Here is a 19,093-nt window from a genome sequence, read left to right as displayed (position 1 = left end):
TCGATAGGGAGAGGCGAGTATGACGAGCCGCAGTGAGAGCAATCGCGACAGAGCGTTGCACGCCGCCCTTGCCATCGCGGGCGGCCAGGGGATTCGCGCACTGACGCACGGGCGCGTCGATTCCACGGCGGGACTGCCCTCGGGGACGACCTCCAACCACTTCCGCACTCGTGCCGCGCTCCTTCACGCGACCGTGGATCACCTCGTCGGAGCCGAGCAACGCCACTTTGCCGCGGAGAGCGCTCCGCAGACCGTGGACGACCTAGTCGCGGCGCTCGCCCAGTTCATCCGAGATGCCGCGGGGGCGCAGCGAGATCTCACCGCTGCGCGGTATGCGTTCTTCGCCGAAGGGTTTCACGATCCGCACATCAGGGAGGTGCTTGCCCAAGCACGTCATCGGGTCGACGTCTGGGCCGCGCAGTCCCTCGAGGTGCTGGGTGTTTCCCGGCCTTTCGCGGCGGCGCGTCGGATGCTCACGTACGTTGATGGTGCGATCTTGCATGCACTCGCCTTCGACGCTGTCTTCCGCGACGAGGACATCGCGGTCGCCGTCCACTCATTGATAGATGATGTGGACGGAGGTGCGTGACAGGCACGCACTCCTCAGAATGAGCGGCTACGAGCCCTGCCCGCCCGAGCCCGGGTTCTCGTCCCACGGGAGTTCGTCGTCGACCTCGGCGCCGGTCATGCCGGCAGCATCCTCGACCTCTTCGCTGTCTGTGTCGTCTGGCATGCCTTCGGTCTGCCTGAACTCTTCAACATGATCGGGCTGCGTGCCGTCGATCATGCCCTCGGTCTCGTGCTTCATCTCGTCGTCGAGCTCCGGGCCGTGCTTCGTGCTTCCTCGTTCAGCCATTGTGAACTCCTCCAGACCTGTATGACAATCGAACACTGCCAGCGTCGAACGGGCGCGCCGCGACGACAAGGGGCTGGCACCTTCCCGCATGAACGTGGTAGCCGACCACGTCTGGCCGGGCAGCGATCGTCGCTCGCTGTCAACCCCTTGTTGCGCCAGAGGAGCGTTCTCTAGCGTGGAGACACAACTCACGAAAGGAGTTCAGCATGGGTCTCGGAGACAAGATCAGCAACGCCGCAGAAGATGCGACAGGCAAGGCTAAAGAGAAGTTCGGTGACGCAACCGACAACGAGAGCCTCGAGAACGAGGGCCGCGCTGACCAGGCGAAAGCAACAGCCAAGAAGGCGGGCGAAGACGTCAAGGACGCCGCCGACGACGTGAAGAACGGTGCAGAAGACCTCTTCGATGACAAGAAGTAACGACACCTGTCATTGAGCGTGGGGTCCGCGAATGATTCGCGGACCCCACGACTGTGTCTGACGGTACAGGATGCTCGAGGGCAACGCTCTCTAGGACGACGTGGGCACCGCGAGGGTCCGTTCGACGAGCAGCAGTGCCTCCTTCACCGTGCTCTGCACAACCTCCCCCGGGCCTCCCTCGAACGTCTTCTTCTCGATTTGGGTACCGGCGGCGGTCGCCACGGCGAGAAAGACAGTGCCCGCGGGCTGACCGTCTTCGGGCTCCGGGCCGCCGGCGCCCGTGACGGCGATGGCGACGTCTGCGCGAAACAGGCGCCTGACCGACGTCGCCATCTCTTCCGCGGCCGAGGCGCACGCTACCGGCCCCTTCGAGACGTCAAGCAGCTCGTGCTTGGCAGCGCGCGCATAGGCGACGAGCCCTCCGGCGAACCAGCTCGACGCATCGGGCGCGGCACCGAGTGCAGACGAGATTCCTCCGCTCGTGAGCGACTCGGCGGCGGCGATCCACTGCTGTCCCGCCGAGGCGGCCTCGGCGATTCGCTCGGCGATCTGCGCTTGTTCAGAGCTTGTCATCGTCGTCTCCTTCGTGCTGCATGATCAGTGCGCGCAACGCGCGTTCTGGTGAGATGCGGCCGGTCTGCAGGACGTAACCGTCGCGATAGCGGTCGATGATACGCGGGTCAATGTAGCTGGAGCGCGCAACAGCCGGTGTATTTCCCAGAATATCCGCCGTGCGCGTGACGGCCTCGGCGATCGTGCGCTTGCGCTCCGCGGCCGTCTCGCGAATGCCCAGCGAAGCCAGTTCTGCTGCGGCCGATGTCGAGCCGTGCAGCGTGCGAAAATCCTTTGCCGTGAAGTCCCCGTGTGTCCGCTCCCTGACGTACTCGTTGACGTCTGAGGGGGTGACAGGATGCCACGTGACGCCGTCGCGCCACGCGAACAGCCGCTCGTTGCCGCCGCGCCGCTTGAGTGAGCGCACGGCAGATGCGAGAGCAGCATCCGTCGTCTGCGACCCCCACGCCATGCCGCTTTTGCCAACGAAATCGAGAATCACCGTGTCACCCGAGACCGTGGCGTGCTGCCCGAGAAGGGTCGTGAGCCCGCGGCTGCCATGGCGCTGGGCATAGCGTTCGCTGCCGACGCGAAGGTATGCGTTATCGAGCAGCCGAAACGACGCGGCGAGCACACGTTCGCGCGAGCCATACGGAGCCTGCAAATCGCGCGTGACGAGGCTGCGCGCCGACGGCAGCGATGCGGCAAGCTCGAGCATGCGATCGTACTTCTCGCGCTTCTTCTGGCGGTGCCACTGCTCGTGGTACAGGTACTGGCGTCGCCCCGCGGCATCCGTGCCGACAGCCTGAATATGCGCGTTCGGCTGAGGCGCGATCCACAGATCCGTCCAGGCGGGCGGAATGACGAGGTCGGCAACACGAGTGAGCGCTGCAGCATCCGTGATGCGTCTGCCTCTCGCGTCGACGAGGACCGGACCGGTGCTCGTCGTGGCCAGCGTCCACCCCGGACTCGACGTGTCAGCTATGCGAAGCCGGACCATCAGGCGGCGCGGCTCGCTGCTCGATACTGCATCGGCTCATCACGCATGGTCGTCTCCCATCGCCTCCGTGCGAACGGCACCGTCACTTCGACACCGTCGGCATCTCTGCCGAGAGCGGCTGCGCAATGTCTTCAAGCGACTGCCGTTCGGCCTTGACGCCGAGGAACAGCTCGACGAGTCCGGCCGCGATCATGAGGGCGGCGCCCAGGTAGTAGCCGAACGTCACGGCCTGAATGCCATCGCCGATCAGCTGGCCGAACAGGATCGGCCCGATGATGCCGCCAAGACCCGTTCCCACGGCGTAGAAGAACGCGATCGACATGGCGCGCGTCTCCATCGGGAAGATCTCGCTCACCGTGAGGTAGGCGCTCGACGAACCTGCCGACGCGAAGAAGAACACGACGCACCAGCACACGGTCAGCCAGACAGCATCCAGATGCCCGCCGCCGAACAAGAGGGCGGTGATGATCAGCAAGATGCCGCTGCCGACGTACGTTCCCGTGATCATCGGCTTGCGGCCCACCGTGTCGAAGAAGTGACCGAGAAGGAGCGGGCCGGCGAAATTGCCGATCGCGATCGGCACGAGTGCCCACGGTGCGACGTCATCGGGAACCCCGAGCAGCTCGGTGAGCACGAGGGCGTAGGTGAAGAAGACGGCGTTGTAGAGAAAGGCCTGACCCGTGAAGAGTGAGATACCGAGCGTGAACCGCTTCGGGTACCGGGTCACAGCTGTCTTCGCGATCTCGATGAATCCCGTGTGCGAGCGCTGTCGGATCACGAGGGTCTTATCGTCGCTCACGGGATCGAGCGTTGTTCGGGAGTGCTCTTCGACGTGCGCCTCGATGTCGCCGACCAGCTTCTCTGCCTCGTCATTGCGACCGTGAATGAAAAGCCAGCGCGGAGACTCGGGTACATTGCGGCGAACCAGCAGGATCACGAGTCCCAGCACCGCCCCGAGCCCGAACGCCAGGCGCCAGCCCAGGTCGGCCGCAAAGATCGACGTGTCGAGAAGAAAGACGGTCAGCACAGCGCCGAATGCGGTGCCGAGCCAGTACGAGCCGTTGATCGCCAGGTCGACGACGCCGCGCCGGCGAGCCGGAATCAGCTCGTCGATCGCCGAGTTGATGGCGGCGTACTCGCCACCGATTCCGGCGCCGGTGAAGAACCGGCAGATGAAGAAGTAGATCGCGTTGAACGAGAACGCGGTGGCGACAGTGGCGAGAAGGTAGACGCCGAGCGTGATGATGAAGAGCTTCTTCCGGCCGAATCTGTCCGTCAGATATCCGAAGAACAAGGCGCCCGAGCAGGCGCCGGCGACGTAGATTCCCGCTGCGAGCCCGATGTCGGCCGAGGTCAGATTGAGCCCGCTCGCCTCTTCGGTCAGCCGCCCCGCGATCGCTCCGACGATCGTCACCTCGAGTCCGTCAAGGATCCAGACCGTGCCAAGTCCGATGACAACGAGCCAGTGCCACCGTGCCCAGGGGAGCCTGTCCATTCGAGCCGGGATCTTCGTGTTGATCTTTCCGAACGTGGTCGCCATGACGAGCCCCCTTCCGGCCGAGCGCTTCTCGTGCTTCTCGCAGATGCTAGCGCCACCGAAAGTGCCGGAGTAAGGGCTTGACGAACGTTGTGCGGCGTGGGATCGGGCGCCCGATCGGCGCCGCTGGAGCTGTCAACCCCCTCACTGGCCGCCAGAAGCACGACGTACGGTGGCCTCGAAATCGGAAGGAGAAGGACATGACTCTGGTGAGAGACGTGATGACACCGGCGCCGCAGTGCGTGGGCGAGAACGACACGCTGACAGATGCCGCCAAGCAGCTCGCATCGCTCAATGTGGGCGCGCTTCCGATCTGCGGCGACGACAAGAAGCTCAAGGGCATGGTGACCGATCGTGACATCGTCGTGAAGTGCATTGCCAATGGGGGAGACCCGTCGCAGACGCGCGCGAGTGAGCTCGCTGAGGGCGTTCCGACGACAGTGAGCGCGGATGCTGACATCAGCGACGCTCTGTCACTGATGCAGGCGCAGCGAGTGCGGCGGCTTCCGGTCCTCGATGACAAGGATCTCGTCGGCATCATCAGTCAGGCCGACGTGGCGCTGTCGCTGCAATCGAAGGACGCGGGCGATACTGTCTCGGAGATCTCGAAGAACGACTGACGGCGTCACTCGACGTCGTTCATGAACGCGCCGACCGCGTGCGCGATCTGCGCTCGCGCGTCGTCGCGCTGTCGTCAGCAGAAGCTCAGCGGCGCTCCTCCGAGGCGGGCCGCCCTGCACCGCGGCCTCGCGCCTACACTGTGCGGGACGGTGGCTGCTCGATGAAGCTCTGCGCAAAGAACTCCGCCAGCTCGGTCGTCGCCGTCAACGGCAGCACGTGAGCAACGTACTGGTCCGGGCGCACGACGATGACAGCTCCGTTGCGCGAGATGTCGCGCTCGTCGAAGATGTCCTCTCCCTCGAGCGTGGCGTAGACCTTCTCGTAATCCACGAGCTGGAAGGGCCCGCTTCTCGGCAAGAAGATCTTCGGCACCCGATTGAGGTCGACGTCTTCGAGATTCTGCTGGTAGACGACTTTGATGTCGAACTGCCCGTCGAGATCAGAGCCCTCCGGGGTGAAGCGCGCGACGGGGGAATCGGGGGAGCCGAGCATCCACTCGGCCCACGAGGTGAGCGCCGATGGCTCGCCGGGCGCGGCAGCATCCGCGAATGCATACACGCGCCACCGGCCGTCTGCGCGTGCATGGTGCCCGAGGTGTACCGGGTTGGTGTCGCCGATCCGCACCACTCGCGCGGACTTGAAGCGCTTGCCGATGGGGAACCCGCTCGCGAGATCCTGGTGCGTGTTCTCGCCCGTGATCATGGACGGCTTGTACTGCGTCATGAACCCGGCGGGGAACTCCGCCGTGGCCGTGTAGAAGTCGCTCAGCTCCTTCGGGTTCGAGAACTCCTCGGGCTTCTTCGCCATCATCGTCGACCATTCCTTGTCGAAATCGATGAGGTTCTGGGCGATCTCCTGACGCTCGCCCGAGTACGTGCAGAGCAGTGATTCAGGGCTGCGCGCGGAGAGCACCTGCCCGAGCTTCCAGCCGATGTTGAATCCGTCTTGCATCGAGACGTTCATGCCCTGGCCGGCCTTCGCACTGTGCGTGTGGCAGGCGTCGCCCGCGATGAAGACGCGCGGATTCACCGTGTCGGTGTCTTCGGCGGGAACATCATCGAACTTGTCGGTCACGCGGTGCCCGACCTCATAAACGCTCCACCAGGCGACGTCGCGCACCTCGAGAGAGTAGGGGCGAATGATCTCGTTTGCCTTGGCGATGATGGTCTCGATCGGCGTGTTGCGCACCTCGTGGTTGTCGTCGGCGCCGACTTCGCCGAGATCGACGTACCAGCGAGCAAGATAGCCGCCTTCACGGGGGATGAGCAGGATGCTGCCCGACTCGGACTGAATAGCGCACTTGGTGCGTACGTCGGGAAAATCGGTATCAGTGAGCACGTCCATGACGCCCCACGCGTGGAACGCCTGGTCGCCGGCGAGCCTGCGGCCGATCGACTCGCGCACGGCACTGCGTGCGCCATCGCAGCCGACGACGTACTTGGCGCGAATTGTCTGCGTTGTCCCCTGGTGTGCGCCGGCCGTGTGGCGCAGGGAGACCTCGACGGGGTACTCGCCGTCGTCGTGCACGGTCAGCCCGGCGAACTCATAGCCGTAGTCGGGCCGGATGCGACCGGGACCGTTCAAAGCGCTTGCCGCGAAATAGTCGAGCACGCGTGCCTGGTTGACGATGAGGTGGGGAAACTCGCTGATGCCGTGCGGGTCGTCGACCTCGCGTCCTGACCGCACGATCTTCGAGGGATCCACCGGGTCGGGTGACCAGAAATTCATCGATGTGATGCGGTAGGCCTCGGCGACGATCGATTCGGCGAACCCGAACGCCTGGAACGTCTCAACGCTGCGGGCCTGGATGCCGTCGGCCTGCCCGATTTCAAGGCGACCGGGCCGGCGCTCGACGAGCCGCGTCGTCACATCGGGGTATTGCGAGAGCTGGGCGGCGAGCAGCATCCCCGCCGGCCCTGACCCGACGATCAGCACATCCGTCATGTCGGGAAGCTCCGCCGGACGGTCGACTCCTGTGCCTGACGCCGGCTGTACCCGCGGGTCGCCTGACACGTAGCCGTGGTGGTGAAACTGCATCGTCATTGATCCTTCCCTCGCACTGCATCGTCGAGGCCGCAACTCGCGTGTTCGTTATTTGAACACCATGTTCTACTATTAGACAATGGTACGTGTCGCTGTGAAGGGCGTGCAAGTGGACGCCCAGCCGAGCAGGGGGGAGAGGATGCGATGACCGACACCGCGCCTCGACAGAATCGCGCGTCGAGCGGAGGTTCTGCTGCATCGCAGACCCTCAGCCGCGGCATCCGCATTCTCGAGATTCTCGCGGAGGCGCCGTCGCCGCTGAGCATCGACGACGTGGCGAGTGAACTCGGCGTGCACCGCTCGAACGCGTATCGGCTGCTGCGCACGTTCGAAGAGCACGGACTGGTGGGCCGAGACTCGTCGGGCAGGCTCGCGCTCGGGGCGCGCATGGCCTCTCTCGCGGCGAGCGTCGCCCATGATCTGCAGGCGGAGGCTCTGCCCGAGCTCTCGTCCGTGGCGAACGAGCTGGGCATGACGTGCTTTCTTGCCGTGCGAGACCGCGACCAGTGCACCACACTCGTGAGCGTCGAACCCCGCCACGCCATCGCCTCGGTCGCACAGCGCCCCGGCGCGAGCCATCCCATGACGGCGGGCGCGCCAGGCAAGGCGATCGTCGCACAGCTTCCACGACGTGAGTGGCCCGCCGACATGTCGGAGGCGCTGCGAAGCGAGATCGACGATGTTGTCGCGCGTGGCTTCGCGACGAGCTTTAACGAGGTGATCCCGAGCGTGCAGTCGGTCGCGGTGCCGCTGGCGCTTCGGGGGCGGCAGCCGGCGGCGGTCGCGGTTGTGCACGTGGCCCCAACGCTCGACGTCGACCGCATCGTGGACCGCCTCACCCGATCGACCGCCGCGATCAGCGACGCGCTCGGGGGCTGAGCGCGTCAGAGCAGTGCGATGAGCCACCAGCCGAACGCCGCGGCCGCGACGGCGAGCAGCAGCATCCCGACCCCGTTGACGACTCCCGCGAGCCAGCGTCCCTGCTGAATCAGGCGAACGGTTTCGACGCTCGCCGTGCTAAACGTCGTATAGCCGCCGAGAAAGCCCGTGCCGATGATGAGGGCGATGCTTTCTGGGACGACCAGGGCGCCAGCGGCGCCGGTCAGTGCGCCGAGAGCGAAGGAGCCGCTGACGTTGATCACGGCCGTCGCGTAGGGGAACGGTTTCTTGACTCGCGCGGAGATGACGCCGTCGAGCCAGAAGCGAACGGCGGCACCCGCTCCTCCCGCGAATGCGAGGGCGATGAAAACGAGCGGTGTCATGCCGCGCCTCCGCCCCGGCTGCGGCGACGGTGCAGCCCCGCGCCGAGCATGATGCCCAGCACGGTGGCGACGGCGCCGACAGCGAGCGTGACGAGCGCGTAGCCGATCGCAAGAGGTGGCGCCCCGTCTGCGAGGAGCCGCACGGTGTCGACCGCGAAGGTGCTGTAGGTTGTGAAGCCGCCGAAGAACCCCGTGCCGATACCCAGCCGCAGCACGCGGCGCCGACCGGTGTCATCGCCGAAGCGGCTCAGTGCCTCGAGCAGCATCCCGAGCCCGAATGCTCCGGCCAGATTCACGGTGAGCGTGGCCACGGGGAATGCATCGTCGTGAATGGCGAGAGCGATCGCGGCACGCAGGGCGCTGCCGCACGCTCCGCCGAGCGCGACGAGTGCGAGAAATCGCCACCGCGTGTGCGGGGGTCGCTGCGTGTGGTTCACCTGCGCGGGGAACCTAGGCGCGAGGCGCGTCGATGGGCTCGAAGCTCGGAGGTACGGCGTCGGGCGGCGTCTCGACGGTCTCGACCTCTGCGTCCTTTCCGACGAGGCGAGAGACGGCGTCATCGAACTGCACAGCGAGCGCAGACACCGCGGCGTCGGCGTCGGCGTTGCGGATCGCGTCGAGCAGCGTGGTGTAGGTGGGGGAGACGCTGCGGCGCACGGCATAGCCGTCTGGGGAGCTGAAGCTTGCGATGCGCGTCTCGATGATGAGCGTGCTCATGTAGTGCGAGAGACGACGGCTGCCCGCGGCATCCACCAGCTTCTGATGGAAGGCGATGTCGGCGTCGCCGATCGACCGCGCGTCTGTGCCCTCGCTGACCTTGACGAGCGCCTCGAACTGCTTCTCGAGCAGTGCAAGCGCTTCGGGATCGGCACGGTCGATGATGATTCGGATCGCCTCGGACTCAACGGCGAGCCGTGCGACGTAGAGGTCGCTCACGTGCTCGGGTCCGATTCTGCTCACGCGCAGCCCTCTGCCCGGTGTCGCGGTGAGAAGCCCCTCTTGCACGAGCCGCTGTGTCGCCTCGCGCAGCGGGCTGCGACTCACCCCGAGTTGCGATGAGATCTCGACCTCGCCGATCTGGCTGCCCACAGGGAGCGCGCCAGAGAAGATGGCGTTTCGAAGCTCGATCGCGATCAGGTCGACCGTCGACGTGCGTGGAACCCGGAACACCGAAATCGGCGCTCCTGTACGTGTGCTGCTCTGTGGCATCAAGTTCCTTATGTCTGTGCGACCCCGCGTGCGGACGGAGGCGGTGCGCGCTGTGCCGCGCTGGGCTGTGCCGATGCGAACGGACACGATCGAGCATAAACCGCGGGTGGCTCGCCAACCATAACAACTTTGTATACAAGCAGACAATAAGGCGTGCAGAATGTGCGCGTGTCTGAGAATGGGCATAAGGTAGCCAGAGCCATCCCCAATTTCGGGCCGGGTCCCCGCTCACAACGAGGGTGAGGGTTCGCCCCGTCACAACCGAAAGAGGAACACGATGTCAAAGCGACGTACTCTTGCACGCGCGGGTATTGCCGCGGTCGGGATCCTGACCCTCGGCCTCATGGCCGGGTGCAGCTCGGATTCCGGATCCGGAGGATCCGAAGAAGCGGGCAGCACACTCGAGAAGGCCAAAGAGGCCGGATCGATCACCATCGCGGTCGCCGACGAGCGTCCCTACTCGTGGGTCGACGACAACGGTGAGCCACAGGGCGCCACCATCGCGATGCACAAAGAGATCTTCTCCGCACTCGGCATCGACGACATCAAGGTCGTCGAATCCGACTGGAACTCCCTGATCCCCGGCCTGAATGCCGGCCGGTTCGACGTCATCAGCGCGGGAATGTCGATTCTCCCTGACCGCTGCGCAAAGGCTGCGTTCAGCGACCCCGAGATCATGTACACGACGACACTGATGGTTCCCGAGGGCAACCCGGAAGGCCTGACCGATCTGGACTCGGTGAAGGCGACAAACGGTGACGTCAAGCTCGCGATCCTCGCTGGCGGCATCGAGGCCGGCTACGCAGAGTCCCTCGGCATCTCGAACACCGTCGAGGTCGACAACGCCCAAGACGGCATGGACCTCGTCTCGAACGGCCGTGCTGACGTGTTCGCCATGACGGCGATTTCGCTCAACTGGATGGCCGAGAACAACCCCGACGCCGGCGTTGAGACGACGAAGCCGTTCGTGCAGGTGATCGACGGTGTCGAGCAGATCGGCGCTGGATCCACGGTCTTCCGTCAGGACGACACGGAACTGCTTGAGGCGTACAACGAAGAGCTCGCGAACATCACGGGCGACCCCGAGAAGTACATGTCCCTCGTGGGCGAGTACGGCTTCACCGAGGACAACCTCCCGCCGGAGGACCTCACGACCGAGCAGCTCTGTGAAGGAGACCTGAGCTAACTTGGGCGAGAATATCGCGGCGCTCATCGGAGCGCTGCCGTTGGTGGGCGAAGGTGTTTGGATCACCATTCAGCTCACCATCGGCGGCGCTCTGCTGGCGCTTCTCATAGCAATAGGCCTCGGGCTGCTCGCGCGATTCGAGAACATCGTTCTCCGCGGAATCGCGCGCGCCGTCATTGAGTTCTTCCGCGGTACGTCGCTCGTTGTCCAGCTCTTCTGGTTCTTCTTCGTCATGCCGCAGATCGGGGTCGAACTCCCCGCGATGTTCGTCGGAATCCTCGCACTCGGTCTCAACTACGGCGCATATGGCGCCGAGGTCGTGCGCGGATCGATCAACTCCGTTCCCTCCGGGCAGTGGGAGGCGACAACGGCGCTGAGCATGGGGTCCGCGCAGCGGATGTGGCGCGTCATCTTCCCTCAGGCGTGGGCTCTCATGATCCCTTCGCTCACCAATCTGCTGATCCAGCTGCTCAAGGGAACGGCCATCGTGAGTTTCATCACACTCGCCGATCTGACGTATGCGACCGACAAGCTCCGCAATTCGACCGACACGTTCTTCGCATACGGCGTCAGCCTGATCATCTACTTCGTCATCGCCTATGCCCTCACGCTCATCATGAACGCTCTTGAAGTTCATGCGAAGCACAAGCTCGGACGCGGTGAGTCGCTGCGTGAGGCGCTGAGCTTCCGCGCTCCTCGCAGCGCCGGCGGGAAGGCAGGTGTTTCATGACCGGCCTTCAATGGGACTGGACAATGGTCTGGGAGGCGCTCCCAGAGCTCCTCCTCGGATTCGTGAAGGTGACGCTTCTCGTCACCATCGTCGGAAGCGCCATCGCCGCTGTGCTCGGACTCGTCATCGCCATCGCGCGACGCTCGGCTCCGAAGCCCATCGCCGCTGTGCTGACATTTATCGTGAACTTCATTCGCATGACTCCGATCGTCGTGCAGCTGTTGTTCGCGTATTACCTGCTTCTCGAGCTGGATCCCGTGACGATCGGCGTGATCATCTTCGGCATCCACTACTCCACGTATATGGCGGAGGTGTACCGAGCGGGAATAGACGCGGTACCGGCCGGCCAGTGGGAGGCGACGACGGCTCTGTCGATGTCGCCGACCCGCACCTGGGTCGCCGTGGTGATTCCGCAGGCGCTGAGATCGACGATTCCCGCGCTCGGCAATTACGTGATCTCGATGTTCAAGGACACGCCGTTCCTCATCGCGATCACCGTGACCGAGATGGTGAGGGCTGCGCTCGTCTTTGGCGGGAATCACTTCACCTACATTGAAGCGATCACCACGGCCGGCATCATCTTCTTGATCGCCAGCTACCCCACGTCATTGCTCATCGGCCGATTGGAAAAGCGACTTGCCTTCTCAAACTGACACAGAACCCGCCATCAGGTTCGACAACGTCGAAAAGCGATTCGGCGACAACGTTGTGCTTCACGACCTCAACTTCAGCGTCGCGAAGGGCGACCGTGTGACGCTGATCGGGCCCAGCGGCTCGGGCAAGACCACGATTCTACGTCTCGTCATGACGCTCGAAGAGGCCAACGGCGGATACATCTACATCGATGGCGAACCGCTGACGCACGAGGAACGCGGCGGTAAGCGGGTCGAGCTGAAGGAGAAGCACAAGAACGAGGTGCGCAAGCGCATCGGAATGGTGTTTCAGCAGTTCAACCTGTTCCCCAACATGACCGTCATGGAGAACCTCATCGAGGCGCCCGTGCATGTGCTCAAGATGTCGAAGGCCGCCGCGATCGAGAAAGCCAAGGGCCTGCTCGACAAGGTCGGGCTCGCCGACAAGGCTGACTCGCACCCGCTCGAGCTCTCGGGTGGTCAGCAGCAGCGCGTCGCGGTCGCCCGCGCCCTCGCGATGGATCCGGAGATTCTGCTTCTCGACGAGGTCACCTCAGCTCTCGACCCCGAGATCGTCGGCGAAGTTCTGTCGATCCTGCGAGACGTCGCGAAAGAGACCGACATCACAATGCTGATCGTGACGCATGAGATGCAGTTCGCTCGTGACGTCTCAAACCGCGTTCTGATGTTCGACGGCGGAAAGATCGTGGAGGAATCAGACCCGGAGTCGATGTTCACGGCGCCGAAGGAACAGCGCACGCGAGACTTCCTCTCGGCGGTGCTCGGCAACAACTAGAACGCTGGCGCCAGCGCAACGTGTGGCGCGCCGACAACGGGGCGAGATCTCAGCGTGAGATCTCGCCCCGAATCAGTGCAGCGCGTGGTGTGTGTGCCTCAGTCGTTCGAGCGCTTCGCAGCATCCTGGGCTTTGATGCGCGCGTTCTCTTCGTGCACCTTCGCCTGGCGAGCCCGCTCGGTGACGAGCCACTGGGGCTTGTCGGCGAGAAGCTCCTTGATCTGAGCGGTCGTGAGCGGATCGGTGATACCGGCGCGTGCCAGACCGGACGCAGAGACTCCGAGCTTTCGCGCTACCTCGTGGCGCGGGTGGGGGCCATTGCGGCGCAGCTCCGCGAGCCACTCGGGCGGGTTCTGCTGTAGCTCGTTCAGCTCATCGCGCGTCACGGGTCCCTCGCGAAACTCGGGCGGGGTCGCCGACAACAGAATGCCGAGCTTCTTCGCGGCCGTCTGGGCCTTCATCGACTGAGATTGGGGTGCGCTCATAATGTTCCAGCGTACGGGAGCCGCGACGTATTACGCTTGCACGAGCGCGACGGGAGCAGATCATGGCCGACACAATGACGGATGCTGACGGCAGCAGCCGTCTGCGCATTGCATTCGTTCCGGGCGTCTCTCCCGATAAATGGTTTCGCATCTGGCGTGAGCGAGAGTCGAACGCCGAGCTCGTTCCTGTGCCGCTTGAGGACTCGCGTGAGCAGCGTGCGGTGATTGTCGAGGGTCGGGCTGACATGGTGCTCGCACGGCTGCCGATCGACACCACGGGCTTGCACGTGATTCCGCTCTACGCCGAGAGCCCCGTCGTCGTCGCGCCCAAGGGGCACGTCGTTGAGGCAGCGGATGCTGTCGAGCTCGCCGATCTCACGAACGAGCATCTCCTGCAGCATCCTGGTGCCGTGCCGGAGTGGCGGGAGGTCGCCCCGGATGCTGTTGTCGGACCGGGCCTCGATGCCCTGACGCCGCGCCAGCTGATCGAGCTTGTCGCCACGGGCGCGGGGATCGCGATCCTTCCGCTGTCTGTCGCTCGGCAGTTCGACCGCAAAGACGTTGTTCGGCGCCCGGTCTTGGGTGTCGCCGAGACCCGCGTGGCGTTGTGCTGGCGCGAGGGCCATGACGACGAGCTGACGGAGTCGTTCATCGGCGTCGTGCGTGGCCGATCAGCGCACAGCACCCGCGCGCGCGGCGCCGTTGAAGCTCAGCAGCACGCGGCGCAGAAACGCGCGGCAGAGAAGAAGAATGCTGCGCGGCGTTCGGCCGAAGAAATGCGCGAGCGCAAGCACGCCGCTCGCGTCGCGCGGCGCAAGGCCGGCGGGGGCAAACGGGGCCGACGCTGAGCAGGTTCGCGGCAGACCGCTACGCCACGCTCGTGCCGAACAGCAACCCGAGCAGATACGTGACGAGAGCAGCGCCGAACCCGATGCCCAGCTGGCGCAGCGCACGCTTCAACGGCGACGCTCCCGAGAGCACGCCGACGACGGCTCCGGTCATGAGCAGGGCGATGCCGACGAGCACCGCGGCGACGATGATGGCCGTGAGACCCGACGCTCCAAACAGCAGGGGAATCACAGGAACGATGGCACCGGAGGCGAAGAAGCAGAAGCTGGATGCTGCGGCACCCCACGCCGAGCCGATGGCCGAGTGGTCGTCGGTGTCCGCATCGGAGGAGTGCCGCGCCGTATCGTCTCTGCCGTGAACGCACTCGAGTCCGTAGAGGCGCTCGCGGGCGTGCGACTCAGCATCCTCTTCGCTCATTCCTCGCGCACGATAGACGAGGGCGAGTTCGTTGGCCTCGGCGTCGAGGTTCGGCAGAATCTTCTGCGTCTCGGGGTTCGGCAGGGTGGAGCTGAGCAGCTCGCGCTGCGACCTCACAGACACGAACTCGCCGGCGCCCATTGAGAGTGCGCCGGCGAGCAGTCCGGCGATGCCCGAGGCGAGAACGATGGCACTCGAGACGCCTGTGGCAGCCATGCCGATCACGAGGGCGAGGTTCGAGACCAGCCCGTCGTTGGCGCCAAAGACGGCAGCGCGAAAGGTTCCCGAGAGGCGCGTGCGTCCCCGTGCAGCAAGTCCGCGCACCACCTCTTCGTGAATCTGCTCGTCGGCGGCCATGGCCTCTGTCGCGTCGTCGTCTGTTCCGTAAGGCGACCGGGATTCGGCCTGCTGCATGAGAGCGAGAACGAAGATCGAGCCGAAGCGACGGGCGAGAAATGCCAGCATCCTCGTGCGGAGCTTCGTGCGTGTGGGCAGCCCCACGTTCTCGCCGAGCAGAGCAACCCAGTGTGCTTCGTGACGACGCTCGGCTTCGACGAGTCCGAGCAGAATGGCGCGTTCCTCACCTGAACGCTTGCTGGCCAGCTCTTCGTAGACGGCCGCTTCGGCGCGTTCATCGGCGAGGTACTGCCGCCAGCGCCGGATGTCTGCGGGGCTGGGGTTTCGAGGTGCGGCTGACTGAGCGTCGGTCACGGTCTTCTCCTGGTCGGCGGCCAGAGAAGCGATGGGTCTCCGGCCTGGTCGGCCGAAGGTCTCGTTCGCCCGCGTACGGGTGGAGGGCCGGGCGCCTACCGTGGCGCCAGTCTGTCGACACTCCGCTTTGCCCGTGTGCCGGGCCGTGGGAACTACTCCCCTTCAAGCCCCAGAGTTTACCCGGTGTGTGATGAGAAGGCCAGGTTACCCGCGGCGGCTTCTGCGAAATCTCCGGCGTGTCGCCCGAACGTGGGCTACACGTCATGGAACAGACGGTTAACATTAAGACATGCTGCGGTATGGCAGAGAGGCATTCGTCGGCGTCGTCGCCGGAGCGATTCTCGGTGCCTTTCTGTACATCGGAACCGCGGTTCCAGCACTCGTCGCCGGAAACTCGGTCACCGCTCAACTCTTCCCGATCGGGATCGCCGTATCGGGTCTGGACGGGTCGCTCGTGGGCGTCGTCGTTGTCTTCGGGGTGCTTGTCGCTCTCGTGGTGCGTGATCGCGAACTCGACGCAGGGCACCGAACACGTCAGCGTGCGGCGTCATGCGGCGCTATCGTCGGGGTTGTCGCGCTCGCGATCGGCCTCTGGCTTGTCGCCGGAGCTCCGAGCCTGGTCCCCGTCTCGAGTCTCGCCCTTGTCGCCGGGTGCGCGCTGCTCGGGGCATGGGGAGCATGGGCGGGAGTTCGTCATGCTGACGCTCGCGCTGAGCACGCCTCGCAAGGTCAGGCAACGCCCGAAGGAAGATCAGCCCTGACGCCCCGGTGATTCGGCGAATGCTAGTCAGTTGCCCCGACCGTGCACCGGTCTGGCGCTGACCGGCGGTTCTCCGACCTCGTCGATGCCGTGTTCTCCGCACGCCGTCTTTGTCACACTGGCTCGCTCGACGCGAGACACGGTGAACCATCGCATCGCGTTGCGCAGTCGGCACCAGCCGACCAGGTACCACTGGCCGTTTGCGGACGCGAAGAGCACGGGTTCGACGTCGCGGGTTGTCGTCGTCCCGTCTTGTGTCGTGTAGCGAATGCGAACGACACGCTGGTCGGCCATCGCCTCCTCCAGCGCCGACTTGATTGAGCGCGAAGCGGGGGAGATGCTGTTGACCCAGACGCGGCCGGCCAGCTCGTCGGCTCGCGCTCGAGTTCGAGGATCGAGGACGTCGAGAATCTTTTTTATCCCGGATGCTGCCAGGTCAGCGTAGGGGGCGTCAGACGCAGTCGACCCGGCGGCCATCAGCGCTACCGCCTGCGCCGGGGACAGGCTGACGGGCGGCAAGGACGCTCCTATCGCCAATCCGTAGCCGCCGCCTGGACCCGGGCGCGACCATATGGGTGCGCCACTGCGTTCAAGCGCAGCGAGGTCTCTCTTGAGGGTGCGCACGGACACGCTGAACTCTCGTGCCAGTCGCTCAGCCGAGCAACCTCGCGATCCGTTGCGGCGCAGCATCTCGGACAGAGCGTGGAGTCGTTCCGCTCGCTTCACCGCCCAGCCCATCTCAGATTCATGACATAAATAGTGACACACACCTGCCCGCAGCGCCCGCGAAGGTAGAGGCATGACAACAATTGCGAGCAGCCCGACCATCATTCTCATCGCCGGCCACTGGCTCGGTGCCTGGGCGTGGGACGACGTCCTCGAACATCTGAAAGCCGACCACTCCCGCGCAACCGCGATGACACTTCCCGGCCTTGACGCGGACGATCCCGAGCGTGCGGCGAGGACGCTCGACGATCAAGTCGCGGCGGTCGTCGGCCTCTTCGCGCGGCTCGGCGTCTCCGGGGAACAGCCCGCTGTCATCGTCGCTCACAGCGGGGCGAACGCCCCCGTCAGCCTCGTCCTCGATCGGCATCCTGAACTCGTTCAGCGGGTGGTGTGGGGCGACTCGGGTCCGATGGCGACGGGGAGTGCCTTCGCCCCAGACCTCCCGGAGGAGGTGGACGAGCTCCCGCTGCCATCCTTCGACGTGCTCGGGCAGCAGGCGAGCCTCGACGGGCTGAGCGCAGATGTCCCCGATCGGTTTCGCGCTCGAGCGATCCCTGAACCTGGTTCCGTGCTTCGCCAACCCGTCGAGCTCACGAATGACGCCCGCAACGGGGTCCCGACCACCCTGGTCTGCTGTTCGATCCCGAGCGTGCAGATGCTGGAGATGGCCCGAGAAGGACGCCCGATGTTCGCCGAAGTCGCGAAGCTCCAGAATGTTAACGTCATCGACCTCGCGACCGGGCACTGGCCAATGTGGAGCCGACCTCGGGACCTCGCCGAGCTTATTCAATCAGAAGCTTCGCGAATCGGCTGACGTGCGCAGGGCTGTCGCGCGTCGTGCGCGACAGCATCCGCCCTCTGAAATTCTCGCTACAGGTCGCTGGATTTCGCCCAGATGTTGACGCCCGCGTCTCCCGCGAACTCATCAATGCGACGAAGCTCGTCGTCGCTGAACTCGAGGTTGTCGAGAGCCGCAATGTTCTCGTCGAGCTGTTCAACGCGCGAGGCGCCGATGAGAGCAGACGTCACGGTGCGCAGTGCCCATGCGAGAGCCATCTGCGCAAGCGACTGCCCCCGATCACGAGCAATGCTGTTGAGGCCCTCGAGGCGACGCAGGTTGTCATCGCTCAGCATGTCGTCGCTGAACGACCGGCGCTTCGTGGCGTGTTCCTCGTGCTTGCCTCCGAGGAACTTGTCGGTCAGCAGTCCCTGGGCGAGGGGCGTGAAGCCGATCGATCCCATTCCGCTTTCGGCGAGGGTGTCGGTGAGGCCCTCTTCGATCCAGCGGTTGAGCATCGAGTAGGAGGGCTGATGGATCACGAGCGGAGTGCCGAGTGATCGCGCCACTTCAACGGCCTCGCGCGTGCGATCCGGCGAGTACGACGAGATGCCCGCGTAGAGCGCTTTGCCCTGGCGCACCGCGGTGTCGAGGGCGCCCACGGTCTCGGCGACGGGCGTGTTCGGGTCGAAGCGGTGCGAGTAGAAGATGTCGACGTAGTCCACCGACATGCGCTGCAGCGACTCATCGAGGCTCGACAGCAGGTACTTGCGCGTGCCGAGGAACCCGTACGGCCCGGGCCACATGTCCCAGCCCGCCTTCGTCGAGAGAATGAGCTCGTTGCGGTACGGCTTGAAATCGTTGCGCATCATGCGCCCGAAGTTCTCTTCGGCGCTGCCGTATGGCGGGCCATAGTTGTTGGCGAGATCGAAGTGCGTAATTCCTTTGTCGAACGCATGGCGCAGAATCTCGCGCTGACCGTCGAACGGCCTGTTGTCGCCGAAGTTGTACCAGAGTCCGAGCGAGATCGGCGGCAGCAGCAGGCCGCTCTCGCCGACGCGGCGGTAACCGAAGTTCGTGTACCTGTCGGCTGCAGCGACATAGGGCTGATGTGTTTCGGGGATGGGCTGGTCGAAGCGCTCTTCGTTCACCGATTACTCCTTTGGCTCATGGATGCTGTCAGGCAACACTCCTGAGCGTATCGATTCTGCCGGGCAGCGCGAGGGCACCACAACAGCTCGTCCGGCGATTGGCGATCGCGCCCGCCGATGATGTATCCTCTACTACGGCCCATCACGCAGTACCCGGTCATGCGCCACTAGCTCAACGGATAGAGCATCTGACTACGGATCAGAAGGTTGGGGGTTCGAATCCCTCGTGGCGCGCACTGTGTTGAGACAGTTCGAAACGGCTCGCGAAAGCGGGCCGTTCTCGTTTGTGCGGCGCATCGTCACGCCGCGGCGGCGTGAGAGGTCTCGTCGACGCCTCGCACCGTTCGCGCACGTCAGCCGCGCACGACCCGCA

The 19,093-nt window shown here is 64.8% G+C and carries 23 protein-coding genes and 1 tRNA gene; 12 read left to right on the top strand and 12 right to left on the bottom strand.

Going from position 1 to position 19,093, the window contains the following annotated elements:
- Nucleotides 1–19 precede the first annotated feature (19 nt).
- On the top strand, nucleotides 20–589 hold the full coding sequence (locus ATJ78_RS00910) for a TetR/AcrR family transcriptional regulator (protein ID WP_098405882.1): 570 nt from the start codon (nucleotides 20–22) through the stop codon (nucleotides 587–589).
- Nucleotides 590–616: 27 nt separating this feature from the next.
- Here ATJ78_RS00910 and ATJ78_RS00905 read toward each other — a convergent pair whose 3' ends face one another.
- Nucleotides 617–856: a hypothetical protein gene (locus ATJ78_RS00905; protein ID WP_098405881.1), complete on the bottom strand. Its 240-nt coding sequence runs from the start codon at nucleotides 854–856 to the stop codon at nucleotides 617–619.
- A 206-nt stretch (nucleotides 857–1,062) separates the two neighbouring features.
- Between ATJ78_RS00905 and ATJ78_RS00900 the strand changes: the two genes are divergently transcribed.
- Complete coding sequence (locus ATJ78_RS00900) at nucleotides 1,063–1,275, top strand: CsbD family protein (RefSeq protein ID WP_098405880.1); 213 nt, start codon at nucleotides 1,063–1,065, stop codon at nucleotides 1,273–1,275.
- A gap of 90 nt (nucleotides 1,276–1,365) precedes the next feature.
- Here the strand turns inward: ATJ78_RS00900 and ATJ78_RS00895 are convergent, their stop codons facing one another.
- From ATJ78_RS00895 to ATJ78_RS00885, 3 genes are all read right to left on the bottom strand, one after another.
- Entirely contained in the window at nucleotides 1,366–1,848 is a 483-nt protein-coding gene (locus ATJ78_RS00895; RefSeq protein ID WP_098405879.1) for a CinA family protein, read from the bottom strand.
- Nucleotides 1,835–2,827 carry a DNA topoisomerase IB gene (locus ATJ78_RS00890; RefSeq protein WP_098405878.1) on the bottom strand — a complete coding sequence of 331 codons (993 nt, stop codon included), beginning with the start codon at nucleotides 2,825–2,827 and terminating at the stop codon, nucleotides 1,835–1,837. The genes ATJ78_RS00895 and ATJ78_RS00890 overlap by 14 nt, the downstream gene beginning before the upstream one ends.
- A gap of 82 nt (nucleotides 2,828–2,909) precedes the next feature.
- Nucleotides 2,910–4,367 (bottom strand): MFS transporter, encoded by a 1,458-nt coding sequence (locus ATJ78_RS00885; RefSeq protein WP_434061478.1) that lies wholly within the window; start codon nucleotides 4,365–4,367, stop codon nucleotides 2,910–2,912.
- A gap of 197 nt (nucleotides 4,368–4,564) precedes the next feature.
- Between ATJ78_RS00885 and ATJ78_RS00880 the strand changes: the two genes are divergently transcribed.
- Nucleotides 4,565–4,984, top strand: a complete 420-nt coding sequence (locus ATJ78_RS00880) for a CBS domain-containing protein (protein WP_098405877.1) — start codon at nucleotides 4,565–4,567, stop codon at nucleotides 4,982–4,984.
- A 133-nt stretch (nucleotides 4,985–5,117) separates the two neighbouring features.
- Here the strand turns inward: ATJ78_RS00880 and ATJ78_RS00875 are convergent, their stop codons facing one another.
- Nucleotides 5,118–7,022, bottom strand: a complete 1,905-nt coding sequence (locus ATJ78_RS00875; RefSeq protein ID WP_098409128.1) for an FAD-binding monooxygenase — start codon at nucleotides 7,020–7,022, stop codon at nucleotides 5,118–5,120.
- A gap of 150 nt (nucleotides 7,023–7,172) precedes the next feature.
- On the opposite strand from ATJ78_RS00875, the gene ATJ78_RS00870 reads away from it, so the two are divergent.
- Entirely contained in the window at nucleotides 7,173–7,907 is a 735-nt protein-coding gene (locus tag ATJ78_RS00870) for an IclR family transcriptional regulator (protein ID WP_098405876.1), read from the top strand.
- 5 nt (nucleotides 7,908–7,912) lie between these two features.
- On the opposite strand, the gene crcB (ATJ78_RS00865) is transcribed toward ATJ78_RS00870, so the two are convergent.
- From crcB (ATJ78_RS00865) to ATJ78_RS00855, 3 genes are read right to left on the bottom strand one after another with little or no spacing between them, the layout of a single operon-like run.
- On the bottom strand, nucleotides 7,913–8,290 hold the full coding sequence (crcB, locus tag ATJ78_RS00865) for a fluoride efflux transporter CrcB (protein ID WP_098405875.1): 378 nt from the start codon (nucleotides 8,288–8,290) through the stop codon (nucleotides 7,913–7,915).
- Complete coding sequence (crcB, locus tag ATJ78_RS00860; RefSeq protein ID WP_245836155.1) at nucleotides 8,287–8,727, bottom strand: fluoride efflux transporter CrcB; 441 nt, start codon at nucleotides 8,725–8,727, stop codon at nucleotides 8,287–8,289. Before crcB (ATJ78_RS00860) ends, crcB (ATJ78_RS00865) begins: the two co-directional genes overlap by 4 nt.
- A 13-nt stretch (nucleotides 8,728–8,740) precedes the next feature.
- Nucleotides 8,741–9,499: a GntR family transcriptional regulator gene (locus ATJ78_RS00855; protein ID WP_169923346.1), complete on the bottom strand. Its 759-nt coding sequence runs from the start codon at nucleotides 9,497–9,499 to the stop codon at nucleotides 8,741–8,743.
- Between the two features lie 277 nt (nucleotides 9,500–9,776).
- On the opposite strand from ATJ78_RS00855, the gene ehuB reads away from it, so the two are divergent.
- Genes ehuB through ehuA form a run of 4 tightly spaced genes read left to right on the top strand, consistent with a single transcriptional unit; the run spans nucleotide 9,777 to nucleotide 12,843 of the window.
- Nucleotides 9,777–10,685 (top strand): ectoine/hydroxyectoine ABC transporter substrate-binding protein EhuB, encoded by a 909-nt coding sequence (ehuB, locus tag ATJ78_RS00850; protein WP_098405872.1) that lies wholly within the window; start codon nucleotides 9,777–9,779, stop codon nucleotides 10,683–10,685.
- Between the two features lies 1 nt (nucleotide 10,686).
- A complete protein-coding gene (gene ehuC, locus ATJ78_RS00845; protein ID WP_098405871.1) occupies nucleotides 10,687–11,415 on the top strand; it encodes an ectoine/hydroxyectoine ABC transporter permease subunit EhuC in 729 nt (242 codons plus the stop codon).
- The gene (gene ehuD, locus ATJ78_RS00840) at nucleotides 11,412–12,068 is read left to right on the top strand and encodes an ectoine/hydroxyectoine ABC transporter permease subunit EhuD (protein WP_098405870.1); all 657 of its coding nucleotides are present in this window, start codon (nucleotides 11,412–11,414) and stop codon (nucleotides 12,066–12,068) included. The genes ehuC and ehuD overlap by 4 nt, the downstream gene beginning before the upstream one ends.
- A complete protein-coding gene (gene ehuA / locus ATJ78_RS00835; protein ID WP_098405869.1) occupies nucleotides 12,052–12,843 on the top strand; it encodes an ectoine/hydroxyectoine ABC transporter ATP-binding protein EhuA in 792 nt (263 codons plus the stop codon). Before ehuD ends, ehuA begins: the two co-directional genes overlap by 17 nt.
- A 98-nt stretch (nucleotides 12,844–12,941) precedes the next feature.
- Here the strand turns inward: ehuA and ATJ78_RS00830 are convergent, their stop codons facing one another.
- Nucleotides 12,942–13,328: a DUF5997 family protein gene (locus ATJ78_RS00830; RefSeq protein ID WP_098405868.1), complete on the bottom strand. Its 387-nt coding sequence runs from the start codon at nucleotides 13,326–13,328 to the stop codon at nucleotides 12,942–12,944.
- 62 nt (nucleotides 13,329–13,390) lie between these two features.
- Between ATJ78_RS00830 and ATJ78_RS00825 the strand changes: the two genes are divergently transcribed.
- Entirely contained in the window at nucleotides 13,391–14,176 is a 786-nt protein-coding gene (locus ATJ78_RS00825) for a LysR substrate-binding domain-containing protein (RefSeq protein WP_098405867.1), read from the top strand.
- 19 nt (nucleotides 14,177–14,195) lie between these two features.
- On the opposite strand, the gene ATJ78_RS00820 is transcribed toward ATJ78_RS00825, so the two are convergent.
- Nucleotides 14,196–15,305 (bottom strand): VIT1/CCC1 transporter family protein, encoded by a 1,110-nt coding sequence (locus ATJ78_RS00820; protein WP_098405866.1) that lies wholly within the window; start codon nucleotides 15,303–15,305, stop codon nucleotides 14,196–14,198.
- A gap of 289 nt (nucleotides 15,306–15,594) precedes the next feature.
- Here ATJ78_RS00820 and ATJ78_RS00815 point away from each other — a divergent pair, with 289 nt between their 5' ends.
- Nucleotides 15,595–16,077 (top strand): hypothetical protein, encoded by a 483-nt coding sequence (locus ATJ78_RS00815; RefSeq protein WP_098405865.1) that lies wholly within the window; start codon nucleotides 15,595–15,597, stop codon nucleotides 16,075–16,077.
- Nucleotides 16,078–16,092: 15 nt separating this feature from the next.
- Here ATJ78_RS00815 and ATJ78_RS00810 read toward each other — a convergent pair whose 3' ends face one another.
- A complete protein-coding gene (locus tag ATJ78_RS00810; RefSeq protein WP_098409127.1) occupies nucleotides 16,093–16,791 on the bottom strand; it encodes a helix-turn-helix transcriptional regulator in 699 nt (232 codons plus the stop codon).
- A gap of 73 nt (nucleotides 16,792–16,864) precedes the next feature.
- On the opposite strand from ATJ78_RS00810, the gene ATJ78_RS00805 reads away from it, so the two are divergent.
- On the top strand, nucleotides 16,865–17,605 hold the full coding sequence (locus ATJ78_RS00805) for an alpha/beta fold hydrolase (protein WP_098405864.1): 741 nt from the start codon (nucleotides 16,865–16,867) through the stop codon (nucleotides 17,603–17,605).
- A 56-nt stretch (nucleotides 17,606–17,661) separates the two neighbouring features.
- Here the strand turns inward: ATJ78_RS00805 and mgrA are convergent, their stop codons facing one another.
- Entirely contained in the window at nucleotides 17,662–18,720 is a 1,059-nt protein-coding gene (mgrA, locus tag ATJ78_RS00800; RefSeq protein ID WP_098405863.1) for an L-glyceraldehyde 3-phosphate reductase, read from the bottom strand.
- A 161-nt stretch (nucleotides 18,721–18,881) separates the two neighbouring features.
- Here mgrA and ATJ78_RS00795 point away from each other — a divergent pair.
- Nucleotides 18,882–18,954, top strand: a tRNA-Arg gene (locus tag ATJ78_RS00795).
- Nucleotides 18,955–19,093 lie beyond the last annotated feature (139 nt).

Source organism: Paramicrobacterium agarici (genome assembly GCF_002563955.1).
Taxonomy (GTDB): domain Bacteria; phylum Actinomycetota; class Actinomycetes; order Actinomycetales; family Microbacteriaceae; genus Paramicrobacterium; species Paramicrobacterium agarici.
Note: the sequence above shows the minus strand (reverse complement) of the source record. Positions and strands in the feature narration are given on the sequence as shown.

Excerpts from the sequence above, each read along its gene's own strand:
- ATJ78_RS00910 (WP_098405882.1), top strand. The coding sequence starts at position 20 with ATGACGAGCCGCAGTGAGAGCAATCGCGACAGAGCGTTGCACGCCGCC.
- ATJ78_RS00905 (WP_098405881.1), bottom strand. The coding sequence starts at position 856 with ATGGCTGAACGAGGAAGCACGAAGCACGGCCCGGAGCTCGACGACGAG.
- ATJ78_RS00900 (WP_098405880.1), top strand. The coding sequence starts at position 1,063 with ATGGGTCTCGGAGACAAGATCAGCAACGCCGCAGAAGATGCGACAGGC.
- ATJ78_RS00895 (WP_098405879.1), bottom strand. The coding sequence starts at position 1,848 with ATGACAAGCTCTGAACAAGCGCAGATCGCCGAGCGAATCGCCGAGGCC.
- ATJ78_RS00890 (WP_098405878.1), bottom strand. The coding sequence starts at position 2,827 with ATGGTCCGGCTTCGCATAGCTGACACGTCGAGTCCGGGGTGGACGCTG.
- ATJ78_RS00885 (WP_434061478.1), bottom strand. The coding sequence starts at position 4,367 with ATGGCGACCACGTTCGGAAAGATCAACACGAAGATCCCGGCTCGAATG.
- ATJ78_RS00880 (WP_098405877.1), top strand. The coding sequence starts at position 4,565 with ATGACTCTGGTGAGAGACGTGATGACACCGGCGCCGCAGTGCGTGGGC.
- ATJ78_RS00875 (WP_098409128.1), bottom strand. The coding sequence starts at position 7,022 with ATGCAGTTTCACCACCACGGCTACGTGTCAGGCGACCCGCGGGTACAG.
- ATJ78_RS00870 (WP_098405876.1), top strand. The coding sequence starts at position 7,173 with ATGACCGACACCGCGCCTCGACAGAATCGCGCGTCGAGCGGAGGTTCT.
- crcB (WP_098405875.1), bottom strand. The coding sequence starts at position 8,290 with ATGACACCGCTCGTTTTCATCGCCCTCGCATTCGCGGGAGGAGCGGGT.
- ATJ78_RS00855 (WP_169923346.1), bottom strand. The coding sequence starts at position 9,499 with ATGCCACAGAGCAGCACACGTACAGGAGCGCCGATTTCGGTGTTCCGG.
- ehuB (WP_098405872.1), top strand. The coding sequence starts at position 9,777 with ATGTCAAAGCGACGTACTCTTGCACGCGCGGGTATTGCCGCGGTCGGG.
- ehuD (WP_098405870.1), top strand. The coding sequence starts at position 11,412 with ATGACCGGCCTTCAATGGGACTGGACAATGGTCTGGGAGGCGCTCCCA.
- ATJ78_RS00830 (WP_098405868.1), bottom strand. The coding sequence starts at position 13,328 with ATGAGCGCACCCCAATCTCAGTCGATGAAGGCCCAGACGGCCGCGAAG.
- ATJ78_RS00825 (WP_098405867.1), top strand. The coding sequence starts at position 13,391 with ATGGCCGACACAATGACGGATGCTGACGGCAGCAGCCGTCTGCGCATT.
- ATJ78_RS00815 (WP_098405865.1), top strand. The coding sequence starts at position 15,595 with ATGCTGCGGTATGGCAGAGAGGCATTCGTCGGCGTCGTCGCCGGAGCG.
- ATJ78_RS00805 (WP_098405864.1), top strand. The coding sequence starts at position 16,865 with ATGACAACAATTGCGAGCAGCCCGACCATCATTCTCATCGCCGGCCAC.